Source organism: Flavobacterium sp. LAR06 (assembly GCF_041946075.1).
GTDB lineage: Bacteria > Bacteroidota > Bacteroidia > Flavobacteriales > Flavobacteriaceae > Flavobacterium.
In genome coordinates, this window is sequence record NZ_JAUTYT010000008.1 from 132456 (window position 1) to 155620 (window position 23165).

The following is a 23165-nucleotide window of genomic DNA, read 5'->3' on the forward strand; positions in this document are numbered from 1 at the left end:
TGTTCAAATCATTGCCGGACAAGGCAGAACATTGGAACAGAAGAAGAAATTGTATCATCAAATTGCAACAAGAATTTCATCTTCTACAGAAATCTTGATCAATAATGTTATTATTGTTTTACTGGAAAATAATGGTTTAGAGAATTGGTCTTTTGGCAATGGCAAAATTCAGGAACCAAAACATTTGAAGAAGTAATATAAAAACACTAAAAGTCAAATTCAATAATTTGACTTTTAGTGTTTTTCCAGATAGCTATAGGTAATCTAAAGTTCTTCAATTATCGTAAATTCCCAAGCAGGCAATGAGATCTGAGCTGATGCCATTATATTTTCACCTGTCAATAAGTTTTTTCCTTTCGGATATGGATATGTAAAAACTTGATTATCTCCCGAATAATTAAAATAATAATGAATCATTTTTCCTTGTTGATTCACTCCTGATTTTACTATTATAGGAAATTTCAATTCCTGATCTTTACTCCAAAGTCCTGCATTTTTTACGGCACCTTCTAAAACTTTGTCGTTAATAGCACTGTTGGCACCAAATCCGATATAAGTCGCAATACCTTTTCCATAATTATTTTGAGTTACTGCTGCGTAAGTCCCCCATTGTGGATGATCGTACCATGCTAAAACTTTTGCGGTTGTAGGAACTAACAGCTCCATCCATTTATCAGCTTTATTTTGCTCTTTTCCTACATTAAAAGGATCGCCTTTTAGACTTACTTTGTCAGGAATCGTAAATTCGCTGTATGTTATACCGCAGGCTTCGCTTACGATCCCCGGCTGGCGTAGCGTTCTAACTTTGTTATGCTCATCTGAAAAACCACTTTTAAAGGTGTAAACAATATGTCCACCTTTTTTTACAAAATTATTCAAACGAACTAATAAACTATCCGGTGCTGCATATAAGGCCGGTACAACAATCAATTTATATTTTTCAATTTGAGTACTTGAAGGGTCAATAAAATCGACTCCCACATTCATTTTGTACAGTGCATCATACATTGGTCTCAGAATTCCGTTATAGCTACCCGGACCAAAAGAATTATAGGCCGTTAAAGCTTCATTGCTAAATAATATAGCGACATCATTTTTCTTTTTTAAATGAATTAAATGCGGACTCAGTTTCTTAAAATCAGCACCTATTGTTTTGGCTTCTTCATAAGTTGGATTTGGCTCAAAATCATGACTTAATAAACCTTTCCAGTAGGTTTCAGCCGAGTTATGAATGGAATGCCAATGCCAATAAGAAACCATATCAGCACCTGATGCCAGGTGACTGAAAGCTTGCAATCGCAATTGTTTTGGGTAAGGAACCCATTCAGCAAAGCCCTGAGCTTCAGTTTCAATTACGAAATAGTTTTGTCCGCCTTTCATGGAGCGCGCTACATCACCTCCGAATGATATTTCTAATCCGGTAAGTTTATCCTGCGAAGGATGATAAATGTCTACACCCGAAATATCTAAAACTTTTGACGCTGCAAAATGATCTACTTCTGGTTGAATTCCGTAACTATGACCCCACCAGTCAAAATCAAAATTTTGAGTTACAAACTGATTTGGTTTCTTATATTCTCTCACTATTTTTGACTGCCATCCTAAATATTCTGTCACAAGAGAACGTTGAAATTTTGCAAACTCAGCATTTAAGCTGGCATTAATACTACCGTTAACAGAAGGAAAATCATCCCAATTATTAATTCGGTTACTCCAATAGTCGAGTCCAAAAATCTTATTTAAATCATCTAAAGAAGGATATTTATTTTTCATATACCCCACAAACTGTGCCTGAACATTTGGCCCGCTTGTGCCATATGATTTCGTTTCGTTATCAATTTGATAGCCTGTAATGGCCGGATGCTCTTTTATGTGTTCCAGCATTTTGCGAATTGCTTTTTCTGCAGCACTTCTAAAATACTCATTGCTGATATCCATATTCTGGCGTGGTCCGTATTGGTTAGGGCCACGGTTTGTAATAGCCAAAACGTCCGGATGTTTTTTGACAAGCCATGTTGGAACAGCGTAAGTTGGCGTACCAATAATAACGCTGATACCCGCTTTATGCATCGCATTTAGAACACGGTCAATATGGCTGAAATCGAAGACTCCTTCCTGAGGTTCCATGGTACTCCAGGTCGATTCTGCAATTCGAACGACATTAATCCCGGTTTCTTTCATCATTTTAATATCCTTATCCAGTCGCTCATAAGGCATATATTCATCATAATATGCAACCCCGAACAAGAGCTTATCTTGCTTGATCTGTGAAAATGCTGCATCAATACTCAATATAAATGTAAAAACAACACTTACAAAAAAGGTTAAATTTTTTTTCATATATTTCTTTTTTTACGAATATAATGAAAAAAATATAAGCGATTTTTGTTTCTTTTAAAAAATTGCGCCAAATAGTGTCTGACTTTTTGGGGCCAGTATAATGCAAATTAAGCTGTACTATATAAACTTTTAAAACTTCATTTTCTGAATTCTAACCGCATTTAATATCGCCAACAGCGCCACTCCAACATCAGCAAAAACAGCTTCCCACATTGTAGCCAGTCCTCCCGCACCTAGAATCAATACAAGAGCTTTTACAACAAAAGCCAAAGTAATATTTTGCCAGACAATCTTTTTAGTTTGTTTCCCGATGTTGATTGCCATCGGAATTTTGCTTGGTTTATCATCTTGTATTACGATATCAGCCGTCTCAATTGTAGCGTCGCTTCCTAAACCTCCCATTGCAATTCCGACTGTACTTAGGGCGATTACAGGAGCATCATTTACGCCGTCACCTACAAAAGCTACAGTTTGATTTTTTGCTTTAATTTCATTGAGTTTATTGACTTTATCTTCCGGAAGTAAATCTCCAAAAGCATTTGTGATTTCAAGTTTGCGGGCTACAAATTGTACTACATTTGTTTTATCACCACTTAACATCGTTACTTTGACACCTAATGCTTTTAGTTTTATTACCGTTTCCTGAGCGTCTTCTTTGATTTCATCTGCGATGGTTAAATATCCGGCAAACTTCTTATCATACGCAATAGCGATTGTAGTGTAGACAACTGAATTGGGATCCAAATCATATTTAATACCGAATTTATCCATCAATTTGAAATTCCCAACATGAAGTTCTTTTCCGTTAATCTCCGCCTTTAAGCCGTGACCTGAAATTTCTTCAACGTTTTTTAATTCAATTGAAGAATCGATTTGACCAACATGATTGTGAATTGCCGTTGCCACCGGATGTGTACTTTGGCTTTCTAAAACATTTATTAATTTTAGAATTTCTTCTTTATCAAAACCATCCGAAATAATAACTTCCTGTACTTTAAAAACACCTTCGGTCATAGTGCCGGTTTTATCCATCACCACATTCTGGATTGTCGAAATACTATCTAAAAAATTACTTCCTTTAAAAAGAATTCCGTTTTTACTCGCCGCTCCAATTCCACCAAAATAACCTAGTGGAATACTGATAACTAACGCACACGGGCAAGAAATAACTAAGAAAACCAAAGCTCTGTACAACCATTGACTAAAAACATAATTATCCACAAAAAACATTGGCAGCAAACAAATTGCAATCGCCAGATATACTACAATTGGCGTATAGATTTTGGCAAATTTTCGAATAAACAATTCGGCCGGTGCTTTTTTAGTTGTCGCATTCTGAACCATTTCAAGGATTCTGGACAATTTACTGTCTTTATAATCAGTTGTAACTTTTACCTGCGCGATGGTATTTCCATTGATCATTCCGGCCAAAACGGTTTCTCCTTTTACCTTGGTAGCAGGTTTGCTTTCCCCAGTAAGTGCTGCGGTGTTAAACGAAGCGATATCAGACAATAATTCTCCGTCTAAGCCTAATTTTTCTCCTGCTTTAAGCTGAATTATGGCTCCAATTTTAACATCGGCCGCTTTGACTTTTGTCGTCACATTATTTTCTATAATATTGACTTCGTCCGGACGTTGATCTAATAAATTTTTAATATTCGATTTTGCTCTGTTTACAGCCATTCCCTGGAAGTTTTCTCCAATGGTATAAAATAGCATAACCGCAACACCTTCAGGATATTCTCCAATGGCAAAAGCGCCGATTGTGGCAATGCACATCAGGAAAAATTCTGAAAAGACATCCCCTTTCATAATACTTTCGTAAGCTTCTTTCAAAACCGGAAGTCCAACCGGCAAATAAGCGATGATATACCAGCCAACTCTAACATAACCGGAAAACCAACTTTGCGGAAAATAATTGTCAAACCCAATTCCGATTAGCAATAAAACAAACGAAATTATTGCAGGCAAAAACATTTGAAATATACCGCCATCAGCATTATGTTCGTGATCATGGTCGTGATCGTGACCGTCATTTTCAGTATGGTTGTGCTCTTCATGTGCTGAACAGCAACCGGACTGGTTCTTTTTCTTTTTTATTATTTTTTCTTCTATATGTTCCATAAAATCTCTTTTGTTTCAAGTTTCAGGTTTTCTTTGTTTCACGTTTAAAATACCTGAAAAATACTTTCTAAAGTTACATATTTTAAGACAATTGTTTTTATCTAGTAATTTTTATTTAATCTAGCAAAGACTCAAAATCGCAAAATTTTTTTCACGCAGATTTTAAAAAGATTTAAGCAGATATCCGCAGATTATTGTTTTAATATTTCAAAAAGTAAATCTGTTATAATCTGCTCTAATCTGCAGAATCTGCGTGAAAAAATATTTAATCCTTATATTTAAATTTTATATAAAAAACTTCGTGCCCTAGCGTCTTAGTGGCAAAAAATCAATGTTCGTGTTCCCCGCCACCTTTCATCGCAGAAAGCAAATAAAAAGCACCTTCTGTAACAATTTTGGTATTCGGTGCAATTTCATCTACGAATTTCACTTCTGTAAATCCTAAATCTGTGGTTCCGGGAATTACTTCAATTGCTTTAAAATGAATTTCTTTCTCGTGATTTTCTTCTTTACCGGTTTGTTTTTCCTGATGTTCCTCTTCTTCAACAAAAACAAAATATTTATCGGCATTTCGAACCACAGCATCTTTTGGCAAGGCAGGAACAGTCGCGTTTGTGATGTTAATATTCGCAGAAACATACATTCCGGGAATCAGTCCTTTGGCATCAGCCGATTCGATTTTGGCGTGAACCGCAACCGTTTTGCTTTCATTTGAAAACGATTTATTGATTCCGAATATCTTTCCTTTAATTGATTTATTAGACTGATTCGTCAATACAAAATCAATTACCTGACCGACAGATATCGATCCTAAATCTTTCTCATAAACGTTCAGATCCAAATGCATTTGGCTGTTATCAACCACTTCAAACAACGAAACTCCCGTTTGGGCATAAGCACCTTTTGCGATGCTTATTTTACCGACGTAACCGTTTATTGGTGCCACAATTGGCACTAGTGAAGTGCTTCCTTTTGTGCTCACATGCAACGCTTCTAATTTATTCTTCGCCGCTTGCGCTCTTGCTCTTTCTGCGGCTAATTTTGCTTTTACTTCCTGAAACGTTTTCCTCGGATTTACATTTTCATCACTCAACGTTTTCTGACGATTGTATTCCAATTGTAAATATTCGATGTTGGCTGTAGCTGAATGATACTCTTCCTGCATTTCAATTACTTCCAAATTTTGAATGGTAGCCAAAACTTTTCCCCTATTGACAAAAGTACCTTCCAAAACAAAAATATCTTTTACGGTACCACCAATTAAAGTCGAAACTTCAGCAGAATTTTGAGGCGGAACAGTTGTATATCCGTTTGCTTTAATGACTTTATTGAGGTTTCTATTTTCAATAAAACCGGTTTCAATGCCAATAGTTTTATATTGAGAAGCGGTTAAAGCAACCTCTGTCTGTGATTTTTCTTCTTCATGTGTTTCTTCCTCTTTCTTTTGATTACAGCTGACCGTAACCGCAAAGAAAGCAAAGAAAAAAATACGCAAAACACGTAAGGAAATTACACTTTGTGACCTTTGCGTAAACTCCCTAGCGTTCATTGCGGTTAAATTACTTAGTATATTTTTCATTTTTTAATAATTTTTGATGATTGGAAATTGAAGTTCGATGGCACTTTGATTATAAGTATGAGTCGCCTCGGCATATTGTTTTTTAATATCAATCGCCTGATTTAAAAAACTGATGTACGACCAATAACTCATATCGCCATTCGCATAACTTTTTTGAGCCGTGCTGATAATCTGATCTGCATATTGCAATCCTTCATTCTGATAATAATCGAGTGCTTTTTGTTGTTTTGCAAAGTTGTTTTGCAATTCCTGCTGTTGCAGATTCAATGTTAATTTGCTTTTATCCAAAGCCAATTGCGACTGCGAAATACTAATCTCAGAAGCTTTGGCTTTCGCCGAATTTACTTCGCCAAACAACGGAATCTGCAAGCCTGCCGTAAAGCCCTGAAATAACCAATCAGTGTTGATACTTTGGGCAAAATAGCCTAATCCTAATTTAGGCGTTCGCATTGCTTTGTAAGTGTTCGTTTCCTTTTGATAAACCGAAATTTGCTGTTGGTAATAATCAGTCAATAAACCCTCTGCGTTCGACTTTCCTTCCTTCGTTACCACGGAGTATTTTAAAGCCGTTTTTTCGTCCGGAATGATATTTTCATCTGTCTGAACAAAAAACTGCAATTGCTTCTGGTAAATCGCCAAATCGTATTGTAATTGCGCTTTCTGCGTCTCGATTTCTTTTACCTTCGCTTTCGCGCTGATGACTTCAATGTTCCCGCTTTCTCCGGTTTGAAAACGGAGTTCGGCATTCTTTAGGAATTTGGTGTAAATATCATTTAATTCCGAATTTAGTCTCTGAATCGAAACGCCGTACAAATATTGATAATAAGCCAGTGTTACCGCTTTTTCAATTTCATAAGAAGATAATGCTTTTCGTTTTTCGGCCAGTTTTACCAATTCTTCCTGCAATTGCCGATTCGCTTTTGTAATATTCCCAATTGGAAAATATTGCTGTACAGACACATTATGGTCAAAATCGACACTATTGAATTGTCCTCCCTGATATTGTACCTGAAGCGGATCTGCCTGAAATGCGGTCTTTTTCAGCACGGTTTGCTTTTCTATTTCTTTATCGGCAATTTTTAAGTCGATGTTGTTTGATTTGGCCAGTTCTATTGCTTTTTCTAAGCTGATTGCTTGTTGGGCTTGTGCAAACGTACCGACTAATAGGAACGTTCCTAACCGCAAAGTGCGCAAGGTTTTTTTCGCGAAGTTCGCGAAGAGGTTTGGGCTGAATATATATGTTGAGTTTTTCATTTTCTTTAATTTTTACTTAGCGTTCATTGCGTAAATCTTTGCGCTCTTTGCGGTTAAGCCCTCGCTCCAATAATAAATACAGAATTGGCAAAACGATTAACGTCAATAATGTCGCTGATACTAATCCTCCAATAACCACCGTTGCCAAAGGTTTTTGTACTTCTGCCCCGCCGCTTGTTGATAACGCCATTGGCAAAAATCCTAAAGAAGCCACGGCTGCGGTCATCAAAACAGGACGCAATCTGGTTTTGGTTCCGATTAAAACTCTTTGCAATGGATCAAATATTCCTTCTGCTTTTAATTGATTGAAATACGAAATCAGAACGATTCCATTTAAAACAGCGATTCCGAAAAGAGCAATAAAACCAATTCCGGCTGAAATACTAAACGGCATTCCACGCATCCAAAGCGCGAAAACACCACCAATGGCAGACAACGGAATTGCGGTAAAAATTAATCCGGCTTGTTTAAAACTATTGAATGTCAGATACAGCAAAATCAATATCAATCCCAAAGCAATTGGCAATGCGACCATTAATCGATTTGTAGCTTCGACCAAATTCTCAAATTGACCGCCGTAGGTTACATAATATCCCGAAGGAAGATTGTAATCCCGAACTAATCGCTCCTGAATTTCCTCCACAACGCTTTTAATATCACGTCCGCGGACGTTTAGTCCAACGGTGATTCTTCGTTTTCCATCTTCTCGCGTTACCTGAACAGGGCCCTGCTCGTAATCGACAGAGGCAACTTGAGATAGTGGAACCTGCTGTCCGTTAGGAAGCGGAATAAACAAATTACTCACATCGTTAATATCTGCGCGATTATCCTGATTCATGCGTACAACCACATCAAATCTTTTGCTTTCTTCGTAAATTTTTCCGGCACTTTCTCCTGCAAATGACGAACGAATAATTTGGTTGATGTCTGAAATATTCAATCCGTATAAAGCGATTTTATTGTAATCGTATTTGATTGTAATTTGCGGTAAACCCGTTACTTTATCGGCTTTTAAGTCCCCTATTCCTTCAATATCTTTAATTTTTGCGATTAGCTCTTTTGCTTTTGCATCCAAAATCTCTAAATCATCACCAAAAATCTTGATCGCAATATCGCTTCGGCTTCCCGTCATTAATTCGTTAAAACGCATCTGGATAGGCTGTGAAATTTCAATATTAGAGCCCGGAATCACTTCCATTTCTTCTTTCATGGCATTAGCCAGATCTTCCCAATTATCGTACTTGCCTTTCCATTCTTTTTTGTCTTTCAAAACAATAATTAAATCGCCACTTTCAATTGGCATCGGATCGGTCGGAATTTCTCCGCTTCCTATTTTGGAAACTATCGTTTTGATTTCCGGAAACTTATCCTTGAGAATCTTCTCTAATTTTGTCGTTGTTTCTACCATCTGCGTAAGCGAACTTCCGGTCATAATAGATACGTTTATAGCTAAATCGCCTTCTTCAATTGTCGGAATAAATTCTCCTCCCATACTGTTAAAAACTAGCAATGCTGCGACAAATAATGCCAGTGAAATTCCGAGAACTATCTTCTTAAACTCTAAGGCTTTCTCTAAAAATGGTCTGTATAAATTCTCCAGCCAAACCATCATCCGATCACTGAAATTAGCTTTGTGTTCTGTATTTTTGGATAAGAATAAGGCACTCATCATTGGCACGTAGGTCAATGAAAGGACAAAAGCACCAATTACGGCAAACCCAACGGTCATTGCCATTGGTTTAAACATTTTACCTTCGGTACCGATTAAAGCAAGAATAGGTAAGTAAACAATCAGAATAATGATTTCACCAAAAGCAGCGCTATTTCGAATTTTTGAAGCTGAATTATAGACTTCAACATCCATTTCGTCTTGCGTTAAATATTTTTTCCGTTTGAGTTTTTGCAAATGATGCATCGTTGCTTCTACAATAATAACGGCTCCATCGACTATAATTCCGAAGTCAATTGCCCCCAGACTCATTAAATTTCCGCTTACGCCAAAGGCATTCATCAAAATCACGGCAAAAAGCATGGCTAATGGTATAACAGAAGCGACAATCAATCCGGCACGTAAATTCCCCAGAAATAAAATCAGCACAAAAATAACGATTAAGGCACCTTCCAAAAGATTTTTTGTTACCGTCCCGATAGCATTGTCGACTAATTTTCCTCTGTCAATAAAAGCCTCTGCAACCACTCCTTCCGGCAGACTTTTGTTAATCTGAATCATTCTTTCATGAATTCGGTTGACTACGGCACTGGAATTTTCGCCTTTTAACATCAAAACTAAACCCGAAACTATTTCTCCTTTTCCATCTTTGGTTGAAGCACCGTAACGCAATGCAATTCCTTCGCGGACTTCGGCCACATCACGCACCAAAACGGGTGAACCATTGCGGTTTTTTACCACAACATTTCCCAAATCTTTTACACCTTTTGCCATTCCGACACCGCGTATAAAATAGGCATATTGATCTTTTTCAATGTACGCGCCTCCTGTATTTTGATTGTTTTTTTCTAAAGCATCAAAAATTTCGGTAATCGTAACTCCAAGACTATTTAATGTATTTGGGTTTACCGCAATTTCGTATTGTTTCAGTTTTCCGCCCCAGGTGCTTATTTCGGCTACGCCTTTAATTCCCTGTAACTGCGGAATTATAATCCAATCCTGAATCGTCCTTAATTGTATTGCATCGTATTTGTTTTCATACCCTTTTTTGGCATAAACATCATATTGGTAAATTTCTCCCAAACCAGTTGTAATTGGAGCTAATTCAGGTGAACCGGCATAAGCAGGAATGTTTTCTTCGGCTTGTTTTAAGCGTTGAAATATTTGTTCACGCGCCCAATAAATATCGACATCATCTTCAAAAACGACGGTTACAACTGATAATCCAAAGCGGGAAATACTGCGGAGTTCGATAACATCCGGAACTGTTTTTACAGCCTGTTCCAGCGGATACGTAATTAATTGCTCCACTTCCTGACTGGCCAAAGTGGGTGCTGTTGTAATGATTTGTACCTGATTGTTGGTAACATCTGGCAAGGCATCCAACGGCAAATTTTTAAGCGAATAACTTCCCCAGGCAATTAATACAAGGGTAAATAGCAGTATAAAGAACTTATTCTTTATACTAAAATGTATAATTTTATCTAACATTTGAATATATAATGACGTGAGAAATTAGACAAAGTTTGTCTATTCATTTTGTGGAAAATCCACAACTCTCTAACCCGACCTGGCCGGGCATCATTATGCTATTTGAGGAGGCTGCCAAATGCTTCCATAGAAATTGGAGGCAAAAACAGAATTATAATTGGGTAAAGCTTTTGAAATAATAGTAAAAGCTACAGGAAACTCAAAACTTTCCGAAAGCTGATAACTTAAAATCTGAGCTCCGCAGCAATTGCAAGCGCAAAATGGAGAACACAAGTCATTGTCTTTATCATGAGAATGATTAGCTTCAGATGAAAACTGAGCTGTTTTATGCATAGCACTATTCACTTCCATATCTGCACAAGGCATATTTGAAAGTGCCATCAAATAAATTGATAATAATATTGCCATCCATTTCATAATGGTAAAAATACTATTTATTTTTTATATTAAAATCTAAATAATTGAAATTGATATCTTTCTTGACCTTTTTTTTAAAATCAATACAGGTAAAAAATTTTTGTTTAAAAATTTTACTTTCTTAAAAAAGATTGCAAATGGTAAGAAAATTTATTTAACTTTAACAATAATTAACATATTGACCCAAATCAAATTTTTAAAAAACAAAAGCCTATTCAATTATAAAACAGACTATAAGCATACATTTTTCCAAAGAATACATTAGTTACCCATTTATTTTTCGCAATTCTATTAATTAACATTTAATACTTAAAATCGATGAAATGTAATACACTAATATCAGCCTCTTTATTATTCTTTAGCATGCAAATTTTTGGTCAGGTTTATACTGACAAAATAGTTGGTAAAAAAAATGAACAACTCAAAGACAGTCTAAAAACTGAAAAATACCCCTATGCTTTACCAATATGGGGAGAAAAAGTTGCTCAAAAAGGGTATAAATTGCCGTATTCTGCGGGAGTTTCTGTAAATTATTTCTGGCAGGAATCTGAAATTGTAATTAGTAATCTGGAAATTGGTTTTAATCATGGTCCCCAATATAATTTAGATGAAATCATACGCTTTGATAAATCTACGGTAGAAGCCGGTGCCTTAACCATCAGACCTGATATTTGGCTGCTTCCTTTCTTAAACATTTATGGGATTTTTGGAAAAGCCAAAACAGCCACTAAAATTAATGCTGGAGTTTATGTTCCAGATGCAGACAATAATTGGTCGGAAATTGCCAATTTTAGTACCAAAGCTAATTTTGATGCGACGACCTTTGGTTTGGGTATGACTCCAACCATCGGTATTGGCGGAGGCTGGCTAGCTCTTGATATGAATATGGCCTGGACCGATATTAGTTCACTTGATAAACCTGCTTTCTCTTATATTTTTGGTCCACGATTGGGAAAAACCTTTCAATTACGTAAACCCGACACCAATGTTGCCGTTTGGGTTGGTGCTTTTAGAGTCCATATAAATGGTGATACTAATGGGGATTTACCTCTGTCTGATTTTATAGATTTATCTACTGCCCAGGTAAAAGTTGATAACGGTCTTGCAAAAGTTTCTGAAAATCAAACAAAAGTAGACAACTGGTGGGATGGCCTAACGCCGGCTGAGCAAAAAAATCCCGTGAATGTTGCCAAACATAATACTGCAAATCGTGCTCTTGAAAGAGCCGGAACATTTTTAAGCACATTAGACGGAGCTTTGAGTACTGCTTCAGATTCATCTGTTCAATATTCGCTGCAAAAAAGACCTAAAGACATGTGGAATTTTATTATAGGATCTCAGTACCAATTCAGTAAACACGTAATGTTTCGCGCTGAAGTTGGTTTCTTAGGCAGTCGTACGCAAGCATTAGGTAGTCTTCAGTATCGTTTTGGACTTTAATCCATTAATCGTATGAAAAAAGGTTTATTATTACTTATCGCTTTCTTTTGTATAACATCAGCACAATCACAAGTTTTAATTTCCTTGCTTTTTGGAGATAAATTAAACTCTCCTTTTTTAGAATTTGGTTTGGATGGCGGTGTCAATTTTTCTACGATTTCAAATATGGAAACCTCTGGCACTGAAGTGGGTTTTAATCTTGGGTTTTATTTTGATATAAGATCTAAAAAAAATCCTGCCTGGATGATCAATACCGGTGTAATCGTAAAGTCTCCCATGGGAGCACACGGTATGCCGGTGTATTCTTTAGGTGATGTCAATTTAGATAATACTTTTGCTGGAGGAAAAGTGGATCGTGAAATACGTTATTTTAATGTTCCGATTTTAATTAAATATCAGTTCAAAAATAATATTTATCTAAAAACGGGGCCACAGCTTGGATTACTGGCCAAAGCTTTTGATAAATTTCATAAAGATTATAATGGTGATGATGTGGAATACAAACACAACATTAGAGACCAGATACATGTTATCGATGCCGGAATTGCACTTGGTGCCGGTTATCATATGAATATCGGAAACGGGTTAAATATGACGGTTCAATATTATTACGGATTGGTTCCTGTAATGAAAGGAGATGGGCCAATACAATACAACAGATCTTTATATGTAACAGCAGGTTTGCCAATAGGCCGTGGAAAAGCAGCCAGAAAAAAAGCAGAAAAAGAAGCCGAATTAAACCGTGTTATTCTGCCTGAAGAAGAAGCACCAAAACCTGGAAATTAATTCGTCGCACTGTTGATAGAAACAATCAATTTTAAGATTTCATGATTGTGCAAAACAAAATGAGGTTCTGTATACAAAATAGCATTGTTAGGCATAAAAGGCATTTCGGCAGCCAACGGATTTTGAACTACAAGAGTTCCTCCATGAGCCTGAATAGCCTGCAATCCATACGTGCCATCAGTATTGGATCCCGATAATAAAATTCCCACTAAAGATTCTCCATAAATTTCTGCAGCAGATTCAAAAGAAACATCAATACTTGGTCTGCTAAAATTTACTTTCTCAGAAGTGTCTAACGCTAATAAGTCATTTTTTTCAAATAATAAATGATAATTTGAAGGTGCCATGTAAACAAAACCCGGAACCAATGGCGTTTTATCTTCAACAGTTTTTAACGGTACATTAGATTTTAAACTAATTAAATCTTCCAGTGTCTGGTCGTCAGTACTTTTTCGATGCAAGACGATAACCATTGCAAAACCATTTATTTTGGGTATTTCAGGCAAGATTTGCATTAAAGCATTTAAGCTTCCTGCAGATCCACCAATTATTACCACTTTACAGCCTGTTATTACTTCACTTTTCTCCATATTTTTTCTTTTTCAAACTGTTTGTATTTCGTTGAAGAAATCGAGTACTTTATGGTTTCTTTTGTTCCTAAAGCCAGGAATCCCAAAACAGCCAGACTTTCATCAAATAAATTAATAACTCTTTTTTGCAGATCGTTATCAAAATAAATTAAAACATTGCGGCATAAAATCATGTCAAATTCATTAAATGAAGTATCCGATACCAAATTATGCTGTGAGTAAACCATCTTTTCAGCGAGTTCTTCATTAAATTTTGCAATACCGTAATTGGCAGTATAATAACTCGAAAAATCTTCCAATCCACCAGCATCACGATAGTTTTCTGAATATTCTTTCATCATTCTTAACGGAAAAATTCCTTTTTTGGCTGTTTCCAAAACCGACGCATTAATGTCCGTAGCATAAATAAGCGATTTATGGAGTAAACCGGCTTCTTTAAGCATAATGGCCATGGAATAGACTTCTTCGCCTGTAGAGCAGCCTGCGTGCCATAATCTAATGAAAGGTTTGGTTCCGAGTAATGGTAAAATTTCTTTTCGTAAAACGTTATAAAAAGTGGGATCGCGAAACATCTCGGTTACATTTACCGTGATTTCGTCTACCATTCTTTTGTAATATTCAGGGTCATATCGAACTCTGGAAAGAAATTCATGAAAATGGGTAAATCCATCTAAATGAAAAAGTCTGTTCACGCGTCTTTTCAACGAAGCTCTCGAATAACTTCCAAAATCAAAACCATAATATTCGTAAACATCATTAATAAGCGTTTCTAACTCGATATCTTCAATCATAATTCAATTCATATTTCCTTCAGCACCTGAAGTAATTTATCTACATCAACTGGTTTTGAAACGTAGGCATCTGCCCCAGCCTCCAAACATTTTTCTTTATCACCTGTCATAGCTTGTGCTGTAACGGCAACCACAAAAGTCAATTTTCGTGACGGAATCGCTTTTATTAGCGGAATTGCCTCATAGCCATCCATTTCCGGCATCATCATATCGATTAAAACGGCATCAATGTGCTCGTCTGATTCTAATAATTTTAAAGCTTCTTCTGCACTTAAACAAGACAAACAATCGAATGATTTGGCGCGTAAAGTATTTTCTAAAGCAAAAATATTTCTAGAATCATCATCAATAATTAAGAGTCTTTTTTTATTCATATTCTCCTGCTTTTAGTTTTTGTTTTTTTTGCCACGAATTACACGAATTGGTACAAATTTTAAAAAATAAATTAAATATTAATTAGTGAAAACTCGTGTAATTCGTGGCAACTTTCTTTTTTATATTTTGTCGTACAACCACACTCGCAATAACGAAAGCAGCTGATCAATATCGACTGGTTTTGTTATATAATCTGAAGCTCCGGCTTTAATGCATTTTTCCCTGTCACCTGTCATGGCTTTTGCGGTTACGGCAATAAGGGGTAAATTCAGGAATTTTGGCATGCTGCGTATCTTTTCGGCCGTTTCGTAACCGTCCATATTTGGCATCATCATATCTAACAAAACGATGTCTGTATCCGTCTGTTCTCCCAGAATTTTGATCGCTTCTTTTCCATCAAAAGCAGTAATCACATTCATTTTAAAAACTTCTAATGCTTTTGTCAATGAATAAATATTGCGTACATCATCATCTACAATTAACACCTTTTTCTCAAACAGGATATTGTTAAGTAAATTTAGCTTTTTATGACTGTCTTTTTTGTCTTTTGGATCTTTTTTGTCTTCAACTAAATGAAGGAAAAGAGAAACTTCATCGAGCATTCGTTGGTACGAATGTGCTGTTTTTACAATAATCGAATCGGCATATTTCTTAATCTTGACTTCTTCTTTAATAGACAAACTTTTTCCTGTAAAGACAATTACAGGTAAGTTTTCTAAGCCTGGATTTTTCTTTACACCCTCTAAAATTTCATACGCTTGTTTGTCCGGAATTCCCATGTCCAGAATAACACAGTCAATCTCTTTTTGATTCAACGCTTCTAATCCTTCTGAAACTTCGCTTTTTATTTCTGAATTGATATTATACGTTTCTAAGAAAAAGGACAATGCTTTAGCATGCTTTGGATTGTCTTCAATAATAAGTACTTTTTGCGCTTCCTTATTAATGATACTTTCTATTCGAAGAAAAACTTCCGGGATTTTATCAAATGCCACCGGTTTATCTAAGAAATCTACCGCTCCTTTTAGCAAACTTTCTTGTTTCAATTTATGAGAAGACATAATGTGCACCGGAATATGTTTGGTTTGGGAATTGTTTTTTAATTCCTCTAAAACTTCCCAGCCGCTTTTTATCGGAAGTTCAATATCCAATAAAACGCCAACAGGTTTGTAAAGCAAAGCAAAATTTAAAGCATAATCTCCCCTAACCGAAACAACGCCTTTATAGCCTTTTTTTTGGGTGAAATTTAAAAGCGATTTGGCAAAATTAATATCATCTTCAACAATTAAAATCACCTTATCTCCTTCTAAAATGGAAGTTCTGTCGTCTTCAATTTCATCCGGAATTACAGCGCTTAAATACTTGTTTTTAGGTTTTTCCTCTATTTCCTCTTCCGTCGGTACAATTTCTAAAGGTGGTGCTTTTTCCACTTCAACCTTTTTGATACTAGATCCAAAAACAGGAACACATAAAGTAAATGTACTTCCTTCATTTTCTTTACTATGCAAAATAATTTCTCCTCTTAGTAATTTGGCTAGTTCACGACTGATTGATAATCCTAAACCAGTTCCGCCGTATTTACGTTTTGTTGAACCATCTGCTTGTTGAAACGCCTCGAAAATCAAAGGCTGTTTACCTAATGGAATTCCGATTCCGGTATCTTTTACGATAAAGCAAATAATTTTATCATCATCTGTATTTACCTTAATTTCTAAACTTACAGATCCTTTATCTGTAAATTTAATTGCATTCGAGATTAGGTTTTTAAGAATCTGTTCCAAACGCATTTTATCTGTTTTGATGACAATTGGCGCTTCTTTGGCAATAATTTCAAACTTAATATTTTTCTCTTTTGCTACATGGCTAAACAGATTCCATAAATTATCTGTAATTTCTTTGGTCGAAACATCTAAAAATTCAAGATCCATTTTTCCGGCTTCAATTTTAGATAAATCCAGAATTTCATCAATTAATCCTAACAAACTATTTCCTGAACTCTGAATCACTTTTGCAAATTCAATTTCTTCAGGAACCATGCTTTTGTTGTTATTTTCAGATAACAATCGGCTTAAGAGTAAAATTGAATTCAGAGGTGTTCTTAATTCGTGAGACATATTAGCAAGAAACTCTGATTTGTAGCGAGTTGTCAATTCTAATGCTTCTGATTTCTTCTGAATTTCATTGTTTTTTTCTTCTAATAAAACACTTCTTTCAGATAATTCTTCATTGGTTTGTTCCAGTTCTTCCTGTTGTACACGCAATTCTTCCTCAGATGCCTGAAGTTTCTCCGTTTGTGCTTCAAGCTCCGCATTTATTGCTTCAAGCTCTGTGTGTTGTGCTTGTAATTCTTCTGATTGAGATTTGGTTTCTTCCAATAACTCTATCACTCTTCTTCTATTTTGAGTTGACTTAATGGCAATTCCGATGTTGTTAGCAATTGCCTTTAAAAACTCTATTTGAAGATCAGAAAATCCATAAATACTCGCTAATTCAATAGCTCCTTCAATTCTGGTATCCAACATAGGAAACGCTACAACATGTGTCGGTTTTATTTGGCCTAAAGCATAATTAATCTGAATATCATCTGGTGACAGCACTTTCAATTCAAGCAATTGTTTCGAAATAACTGCTTGTCCAATCAAACCTTCTCCTTTTTGTATACGTTCACGATTTTTACCCGGAATATAGCTGTATCCACCTGAAAAATGAAGTTCATCTCCTTCTAATACATACAAAACTCCCGCACTACTGTTGGTATAATTACATAAAAACTCAATAACATCTTTTGATAATTTTTGAAGCGTTTTATCACCAAGCATGACATTATTAAGGCTTGCAACACCAGTTTGCATCCATTCTTTTTGTGATAATAACTCAAAAGAAGATTTCAAGGAAACTCCCATATTATTTAATGATTCACCGACATTGCCTAGTGCATCAGATTGAGTATCAGTAACCCGAATATCATAATTCCCGCTTGAAATATTACTGGCAATCATACTAATGGCCTGAATTCTTTCAGCCGTTTCCTGATCTTTTTTCTCTAATTCATTCTGAAGAACTAAACGCTCATTATAATCTTTTAAAATTCGGAACAAAAAGACAATTGAAATCACAAAAGCAATAATAAAGGCCACAACTATTAGAACTAAACTATAAGTTCCATAACGTTCTGAATTTTCACCACGTTCTTTTAGCAGCGTCTGTTCAATATTTTCAATACTTTTAATTTTTGCTCTTAGGTCATTCATCATTATGCGACCTTCATTTAGATCAAACACAACGGCATCTTTTCCAAGACGTTTCTTTACAATTTGATTGTTCAGATATTTAAAAAAATTAGATCTTAATTCTTTTAATTCCTGCAATTGTTTTTGCTGTAATGCATTGTCCAGAGTTAGTTCCTGTACTTTTTCAAAATAATTATTAGATCTCGTCTCAGAATCACGGTATCTTTCAATAAACTGTTCATCTCCGGTAATGAGATAACCTCGCATACTGGTTTGCGCTTCGGTTATAATGGCTGATCCTTCATTTAAATTGTAAATAACTTCCTGAGTATGATTTACCCAATAATTACTATCCAATAAACTCTTTATACTAAAATAAGAGGCTGTAGAGGAGATCATTAATACCAGTAATGAAACTAATGAACTGATTAATAAATTACGTTTAAAGTTGTTCTTCATGTTTTAAATTATAATTATTCGTATTTTAAAGGAAGGATGATTATAAAGCTGGCGCCCTCTCCTATCTGACTTTTTGCTGTGATTAACCCGTTGTGTTTTTCGATGATTTTTTTGGCAATTGCCAATCCAATTCCGGTTCCTTCGTATTTCTGTCGATCATTTAAACTCTGAAAAATAATGAAGATACGATCCAGATAAATTTCATCGAACCCAATTCCGTTGTCCTTTACTACGATTCTGCAAAACTTTCCATCTGGAGCAACTGGGCTTTCAAAAGATTTTTCGGTAATGATTTCAGATGTAACTTCAATTACGGGATGATCTGTATTTCCTGAGAATTTAAGCGCGTTTCCAATTAAATTCTGGAAAACTTGACGTAGCTGACTCGGAATACTATCTATTGTTGGAAGTTCGCTCGTTTTGATTGTAGCGTTTTTTCGCTCAATCATATAGTCAAAATCCGAAATCACTTCCTGAAGCACCACATTTAAATCGGTAGTTTCAGGTTTTACCTGCGATGATAATCTTGAATACGCCAGCAAATCGGTAATTAAAGTCTGCATTCTTTCAGCCGATTTTATCGTACGATCAACATAATCAATTGCTTTTTCATCAGTACTTAAATAAAGTTCTTTGATGATTTTGATGAAGATTTGAATTTTTCGGATAGGCTCATTCAAATCATGAGAAACAACCCAGGAAAATTGCTGAAGCTCGTGGTTTCTTAGTTCCAGTTCTTCATTTTTTAAAACCAGTTCTCTGGTTCTTTCTGCAATTTTAATTTCAAGATTATCCTGAGCTTCTTTTCTGATTTTTATTTCTTTTGAAAGAAGGTCTTTCATTCCTTTCAATTCGTTCTGCTGCTCATAAATTTTTAGGAATGTTTTTACTTTCAGAATAAGCAAATCAGAATCTACAGGTTTGGTAATGTATTCTACAGCACCGGTTTCGTAGCCTTTGAAAATGTATTTTTTTTCGATATTTAATGCCGAAAGAAAAATAACGGGAATGTCTTTGGTACGCTTATTTCCAGAAAGAATTTTGACTACCTCGAAACCATCAAGTCCGGGCATCTGAACATCCATGATGATAAGACAATAGTTTGTCTTTAGGATTTTCTTCAGGGCTTCTTCTCCAGATTCAGCAGTGTCAACATCGATATCGTGCAATTCTAATGTCTTTTTTAAGGCAATTATATTTGCTCTTATATCATCTACAATTAATACCATGCTGTTGGGCTAAAGCGTTATGAATTAAAATTGTTAAGTTAAAATTCGATTCAGATAAAATATTTGTTTTTTGAAATACTAAAACGGTGATTAGCTCGTTGTAGCGAAACTCCCAAATTTATAAAAAAAAACATCCCAAGGGTTTTATTGAAGCCGCCAATATATTACATAATTCCCATGTGAGGTTTGTAAAATATCCATATCTAGTCTTGAAAACAATTTTTATTGAGACAATTTTAAATTCAATTCAGTCAACGTTTTACTTGATCAATTTCTATTTTAGAGTCATAATTATGGAGTAAAATTACTAGTTATGAAAAAAACAAAAACATTTCCGGAGCAAAAGCAAAATCTTCCAGGAAACGAACATTTGATGCATCCGGAACCAGAAATTATTAGAGAAAACTACGTTGGAAGCGGAAAATTATTAGGGAAAGTTGCTTTTATAACCGGCGGGGATAGCGGTATTGGCCGAAGTGTTGCCGTTCATTTTGCCAGAGAAGGTGCCAATATTGCGATTGTGTATCTTAAAGAAGATAAAGATGCACAGCAAACAAAAGCGCTAATCGAAAAAGAAGGACAAGAATGTTTGCTAATCAGTGGAGATTTGAAGGATGAGAAGTTTTGCATAAGTGCTGTAAAAAAATGCCAAACGCATTTCAAAAAAATCAATATTGTGGTGAATAATGCGGCAACACAATTCCCCCAAAACGAATTGGAAAAAATCACAGCTTCGCAACTTCACAAAACTTTTGAAACTAATATTTACCCGTACTTCTATATCACAAAAGCGGCGTTGCCTTTTTTGAAAGAAGGCGACACCATTGTGAATACCAGTTCAGTTACAGCCTACCGCGGCAGCGAACATTTAGCCGATTACGCCAGTACAAAAGGTGCAATTGTAAGTTTTACAAGATCGTTATCAACAATGCTGGCGAAAAAGAAAATACGTGTAAACGGTGTTGCACCCGGGCCAATCTGGACACCATTAATTGTAGCCAGTTTTGATAAGCTAGCCGATTTCGGAAAAGATAATCCAATGGAAAGAGCCGGACAACCATCAGAAGTCGCACCTGCGTATGTGTTTCTGGCCTCCGAAGACAGCAGTTATATTACCGGGCAATTTATACACATTAACGGTGGTGAATTGATTGGAAGTTAAAAGTTTTGTTTCAAGTTTCAAGTTTCAGGTTTCAGGTTGCCTTAATTTGAACTTATACTAAAAACTTAGAACCCTAGTACCTGAGAACCTTAGCAACTTAAAAAAAAATGAACTACATAGACATTATTGGACTATTTGCCGGAACTTGTGTTACAATATCGGTAATTCCTCAGATTCTGAAGGTTTGGAAAACCAAGAAAGTTAAGGGGATTTCGCTCAAAACTTTTGGTATTTTAACTTTCGGAATTATGGTATGGATTGTCTATGGTATTCTTAAAAATGATTTACCGATTATTATCACAAACAGTGTTTCGTTGTGTTTAAATCTCGTTATGGTTTATTTTATTATTTATTATGAGAAAGAATCTTAAAAAGATGCTAAGATTCTAAGTTACTAAGGTTTTTACATCAACATAAACCCAGGATCTTAGAATCTTTAAATAAAAAAACAGCTCGGTAAAAGCTGTTTTTTTCGTAAGATCGAATGTATCGACAATATGTAATGCTTATCAGCTAGCTAATTTTTGGTTGTATGGCTTAAATGACAAATGGTATTTCTCTTTGAAAATACGTGGCAGATAGTTTCGACTTGCTAATCCTGCAGCATGCAATACTTCTGCGATATTGATATTCGAAATTCTTTTGATTTCATTAATTTGTCTGGATGCCAAATTCATTATAGGTTCAAAAGTATTCATATAATTATAACTATGTTGGGCTATCTCCATCTCTAAAATACTGTTTAACAGACTTTTTTGAAGCAAAGTTTTAACCAATCCTTTTTGAGGTATTGTATTTAGCTCCTGCAGTTTTTCAGCGATCTTATGGTTTTTGTTTCCTATATATAAATATTGTCCTGAATCTGTAGTGAATCTCTTTTTAAGTTGAGAAACCATTTCAATATTTTCTTCTTTAGCAGAAGCTATTGTTGGCATTCCAACCAATGAAAACTGAATTGGTTTATGGCTCTCAAAAAACAATACACTATTGATAACTGATGTATTATTTAAAACAGCTGTCTGATTCATTTTCACTTTACTTTGCACTCCATTGGCACCAAAACTATGTCTTAGGGTTCCTTTTTCGCAATAAGCAAAAAACACAGGCGCTGTTTGAAACGATTCTATACTTAAAGTGACATCGTGATTAAAAACAAGATCAAAATTTACATATGACATTTCTTTTTCAAAGCGAACAGCCTTGATAGTGCCTCTCGCCCATTTTGATTTTATTTTTAATGTGTATTCGTTATTGTTTATAACTAATTCACCATCAAAACTATCTTTAAGATCATTAAAAATAGTATTGAATCCTCCAGTATTTAAGTATAGTTTTTTCATCTTGGTTTGAATAAAGTGGTTAGTACATATTTACGTACAAAACTTATTTATGGTTTTACTTTGTTATTTTGATATTTCAAAGTTCGTACATATTGCAAATCAATTTATTACACAATTTTAGAGAGAAATTTCATAATTATTAGGAGAAGGTTCTGAGGTTCTAAGATGCTAAGGTTCTAAGGCTATGAAATTCCAGGTTAATAGCTTGTAAATTAAGCGTGAACTATACTTTTTCTTTTCAATCTTATTAATCTTAGAATTTTAATATTGTAGCAATTTTTAAAAAAACTCAGAACCTCAGCACCTTTAAACAAAAAAACAGCTGCCTTCAGAAAAATCCGAAAACAGCTGCTTCTCAGCAAAATAAAAATACCTACTTAATTATCTTACGTAAGTTTCTGGACGTCTGCATTTACAGAATAATTATCCTCCGGGATGTCTTTAAAGAATTCGGCTTCTTCTAAGTCTGCCGTTGGACCGTATCCTATTAAATGCGTTCCTTTTATTTGATCTTTAGTTTCTATTACATATAAAATAGACATATCATCAGGATTACTCATACCTTCATAGCGATGGTGGGCAACTATAAAAATCTCTTCTGGTTTATAGGCATATTTTGTTTCTGAATCTATCAAACATTCTTTTTCAAACAAAAAATTTGCGGTATAGCCTTCTTCCTGATATTTCCTGATATAATCGGTTTCGTGTTTTTGTTCTTTTTTCATGACTTGATCTTTAAGCAAGATTGTTTTGTAAATCTTTGTTTTATCAAATTTCATCATTGATACCAAATAAAATTAACTCAATAGATTTAAATCTTACCTCAATTAAAAAAAGCGAAATCAGAATCAATATTATTTTCTAATTTTAACTATCCCTATAAATTATT

General features: G+C 35.1%; 18 protein-coding genes. 5 read left to right on the forward strand and 13 right to left on the reverse strand.

The window, feature by feature from the left end:
- Nucleotides 1–7: 7 nt before the first annotated feature.
- The gene (locus Q7C23_RS13270) at nucleotides 8–196 is read left to right on the forward strand and encodes a tautomerase family protein (RefSeq protein WP_375033089.1); all 189 of its coding nucleotides are present in this window, start codon (nucleotides 8–10) and stop codon (nucleotides 194–196) included.
- A 68-nt stretch (nucleotides 197–264) separates the two neighbouring features.
- On the opposite strand, the gene Q7C23_RS13275 is transcribed toward Q7C23_RS13270, so the two are convergent.
- From Q7C23_RS13275 to Q7C23_RS13300, 6 genes are all read right to left on the reverse strand, one after another.
- Nucleotides 265–2340, reverse strand: a complete 2076-nt coding sequence (locus Q7C23_RS13275; protein ID WP_375032977.1) for a beta-galactosidase — start codon at nucleotides 2338–2340, stop codon at nucleotides 265–267.
- Between the two features lie 129 nt (nucleotides 2341–2469).
- Nucleotides 2470–4464, reverse strand: coding sequence for a heavy metal translocating P-type ATPase (locus Q7C23_RS13280; protein ID WP_375032978.1), 1995 nt, complete (start codon nucleotides 4462–4464; stop codon nucleotides 2470–2472).
- A 328-nt stretch (nucleotides 4465–4792) separates the two neighbouring features.
- Nucleotides 4793–6043 carry an efflux RND transporter periplasmic adaptor subunit gene (locus Q7C23_RS13285; protein WP_375032979.1) on the reverse strand — a complete coding sequence of 417 codons (1251 nt, stop codon included), beginning with the start codon at nucleotides 6041–6043 and terminating at the stop codon, nucleotides 4793–4795.
- A gap of 3 nt (nucleotides 6044–6046) precedes the next feature.
- The gene (locus tag Q7C23_RS13290; RefSeq protein WP_375032980.1) at nucleotides 6047–7297 is read right to left on the reverse strand and encodes a TolC family protein; all 1251 of its coding nucleotides are present in this window, start codon (nucleotides 7295–7297) and stop codon (nucleotides 6047–6049) included.
- Nucleotides 7298–7313: 16 nt separating this feature from the next.
- Nucleotides 7314–10457, reverse strand: coding sequence for an efflux RND transporter permease subunit (locus Q7C23_RS13295; protein WP_375032981.1), 3144 nt, complete (start codon nucleotides 10455–10457; stop codon nucleotides 7314–7316).
- A 93-nt stretch (nucleotides 10458–10550) separates the two neighbouring features.
- Nucleotides 10551–10865, reverse strand: a complete 315-nt coding sequence (locus Q7C23_RS13300; protein WP_375032982.1) for a DUF6660 family protein — start codon at nucleotides 10863–10865, stop codon at nucleotides 10551–10553.
- 327 nt (nucleotides 10866–11192) lie between these two features.
- Between Q7C23_RS13300 and Q7C23_RS13305 the strand changes: the two genes are divergently transcribed.
- Entirely contained in the window at nucleotides 11193–12314 is a 1122-nt protein-coding gene (locus Q7C23_RS13305; RefSeq protein ID WP_375032983.1) for a hypothetical protein, read from the forward strand.
- A gap of 12 nt (nucleotides 12315–12326) precedes the next feature.
- Nucleotides 12327–13100: a porin family protein gene (locus Q7C23_RS13310; RefSeq protein WP_375032984.1), complete on the forward strand. Its 774-nt coding sequence runs from the start codon at nucleotides 12327–12329 to the stop codon at nucleotides 13098–13100.
- Here Q7C23_RS13310 and Q7C23_RS13315 read toward each other — a convergent pair.
- The 5 genes from Q7C23_RS13315 to Q7C23_RS13335 all read right to left on the reverse strand — a co-directional run bounded on the left by Q7C23_RS13315 (nucleotide 13097) and on the right by Q7C23_RS13335 (nucleotide 19774).
- Nucleotides 13097–13690 (reverse strand): chemotaxis protein CheB, encoded by a 594-nt coding sequence (locus Q7C23_RS13315; protein WP_375032985.1) that lies wholly within the window; start codon nucleotides 13688–13690, stop codon nucleotides 13097–13099. The two genes, Q7C23_RS13310 and Q7C23_RS13315, sit on opposite strands and share 4 nt — an antisense overlap.
- Entirely contained in the window at nucleotides 13672–14481 is an 810-nt protein-coding gene (locus tag Q7C23_RS13320) for a CheR family methyltransferase (RefSeq protein ID WP_375032986.1), read from the reverse strand. Before Q7C23_RS13320 ends, Q7C23_RS13315 begins: the two co-directional genes overlap by 19 nt.
- A gap of 8 nt (nucleotides 14482–14489) precedes the next feature.
- The gene (locus Q7C23_RS13325; protein ID WP_375032987.1) at nucleotides 14490–14855 is read right to left on the reverse strand and encodes a response regulator; all 366 of its coding nucleotides are present in this window, start codon (nucleotides 14853–14855) and stop codon (nucleotides 14490–14492) included.
- Between the two features lie 120 nt (nucleotides 14856–14975).
- Nucleotides 14976–18545 carry a response regulator gene (locus Q7C23_RS13330; RefSeq protein WP_375032988.1) on the reverse strand — a complete coding sequence of 1190 codons (3570 nt, stop codon included), beginning with the start codon at nucleotides 18543–18545 and terminating at the stop codon, nucleotides 14976–14978.
- 14 nt (nucleotides 18546–18559) lie between these two features.
- Entirely contained in the window at nucleotides 18560–19774 is a 1215-nt protein-coding gene (locus Q7C23_RS13335) for a response regulator (protein WP_375032989.1), read from the reverse strand.
- A 313-nt stretch (nucleotides 19775–20087) separates the two neighbouring features.
- Between Q7C23_RS13335 and Q7C23_RS13340 the strand changes: the two genes are divergently transcribed.
- A complete protein-coding gene (locus Q7C23_RS13340) occupies nucleotides 20088–20936 on the forward strand; it encodes an SDR family oxidoreductase (RefSeq protein WP_375032990.1) in 849 nt (282 codons plus the stop codon).
- A 107-nt stretch (nucleotides 20937–21043) separates the two neighbouring features.
- Entirely contained in the window at nucleotides 21044–21307 is a 264-nt protein-coding gene (locus Q7C23_RS13345; protein ID WP_375032991.1) for a SemiSWEET family sugar transporter, read from the forward strand.
- Between the two features lie 138 nt (nucleotides 21308–21445).
- Here Q7C23_RS13345 and Q7C23_RS13350 read toward each other — a convergent pair whose 3' ends face one another.
- Nucleotides 21446–22276 (reverse strand): hypothetical protein, encoded by an 831-nt coding sequence (locus Q7C23_RS13350; protein WP_375032992.1) that lies wholly within the window; start codon nucleotides 22274–22276, stop codon nucleotides 21446–21448.
- A 386-nt stretch (nucleotides 22277–22662) separates the two neighbouring features.
- Nucleotides 22663–23001: a hypothetical protein gene (locus tag Q7C23_RS13355; RefSeq protein WP_375032993.1), complete on the reverse strand. Its 339-nt coding sequence runs from the start codon at nucleotides 22999–23001 to the stop codon at nucleotides 22663–22665.
- Nucleotides 23002–23165 lie beyond the last annotated feature (164 nt).